Source organism: Streptomyces sp. adm13(2018), from assembly GCF_008042145.1.
In the GTDB taxonomy this organism is placed as follows: Bacteria; Actinomycetota; Actinomycetes; order Streptomycetales; family Streptomycetaceae; genus Streptomyces.
On record NZ_RDBH01000231.1, the window covers coordinates 1 to 918 of the forward strand.

General features: G+C 78.6%; 1 pseudogene. It reads left to right on the forward strand.

What is annotated here, in order from left to right:
* Positions 1-332 precede the first annotated feature (332 nt).
* A pseudogene (locus tag EAO70_RS35920) lies at positions 333-918 on the forward strand (mycodextranase); the annotation flags it as partial.

The window sequence follows — 918 nt, forward strand, 5'->3', positions numbered from 1 at the left end:
CCCCCCGGACACCGCCGCCTGGCTGCGCGCCTGAGCCCGGGCCGCTCCGGCAGCCGCCGTCCCCGCCCCGCACGCGGGCGCGGACGGCGGCCCGTGGAAAGACCCCACCGTGCGGCCGAGGCCGCTCAGCCGACTCCGTCGGCCACGGCGCACGGTGGCCGAGGCCGGGACCTGACCCGGCCGTGACGGAAGCCCCGATCCCGTTCCGTGGGGGGCCGGGAGCGGGGCTTCCGTGCGCGCGGCGCGCTTCTCCCACCCGGCGCCGCGCGCCTCGCCCCACCGCGGCGACGCCCGTCCGCCGCGGGTCCCCACCGTCCGAGAAGCGAGCCCAGATGATCCCCAGCCGCGTCCGTCCGCGCGTCCGCGCCGGTGCCAGAGCCACCGCCGTCGCCTGCGCCCTCCTCTGCCTCGGCCAGGCGGCCGTCACCACGGCCGGGGCCGCCCCGCGCCCCGCGTCCGGCACGCCCGTCACCACCCGTGCGGCGCTCGACCCCGCGCTCACCGCCGGGCGCGGCGCCGCCGTCGCCTTCGACGAGCAGGAGGCGGAGAACGCCCGCTCCACCGGCACCGTCATCGGCCCGGACCGCACCCCGTACACCCTCGCCTCGGAGGCCTCCGGCCGGAAGGCGGTCCGGCTCGTCCCCGGCCAGTACGTCGAGTTCACCCTGCCCCGCGCGGCCAACGCCCTGACCGTGCGCTACAGCATCCCCGACGCGCCCGGCGGCGGCGGGATCACCGCCCCGCTGGACGTCTCCGTCGACGGCCGCGACCGCCGCACGATGACGCTCACCTCGCAGTACTCCTGGCTCTACAACCAGTACCCCTTCACGAACGACCCCGGGGCCGGCCTGCTCCACCCGGACTGGTGGCTCGCCGAGTGCTCCTGCGTCCCGGCCGCCACCACCCCCGTACCCGAGT